Source organism: Romboutsia sp. 13368, from assembly GCF_018336475.1.
Classification (GTDB): Bacteria; Bacillota; Clostridia; order Peptostreptococcales; family Peptostreptococcaceae; genus Romboutsia.
Genome location: NZ_CP048741.1, coordinates 1,001,931 through 1,002,198 on the forward strand (window position 1 = coordinate 1,001,931; position 268 = coordinate 1,002,198).

A 268-nucleotide genomic window follows, 5' to 3' on the forward strand; every position below is an offset into this window, starting at 1 on the left:
TAACTATAGATTCAGAAAAAGCATTTTTCAGTTTATTAAGTAGAGAATATTCAAAATTATTTCCAAAGTTAGGAGATAGAACTAGATTTAATAGAACTAAACGAAATTTACATTCTGTAATCAATGAAATAAGAGAGTATATTTCCTTATNNNTTCAATCTTATTCTAATAATATAAGAGTCGTAGATAGTATGCCAATTCCAGTTTGTGAGTTTGGTAGAGCACATTTCAGTAAATGCTTTAAAGGCGAAGCCTATTATGGAGTATG

The 268-nt window shown here is 27.9% G+C and carries 1 protein-coding gene; it reads left to right on the forward strand.

Translation table 11 applies throughout. The annotated features are described in order from the left end of the window. Positions 1-191: 191 nt before the first annotated feature. Positions 192-268, forward strand: a 77-nt coding sequence (locus G3997_RS11810; RefSeq protein ID WP_442971239.1) for a hypothetical protein, incomplete at its 3' end; no start/stop codon positions are given.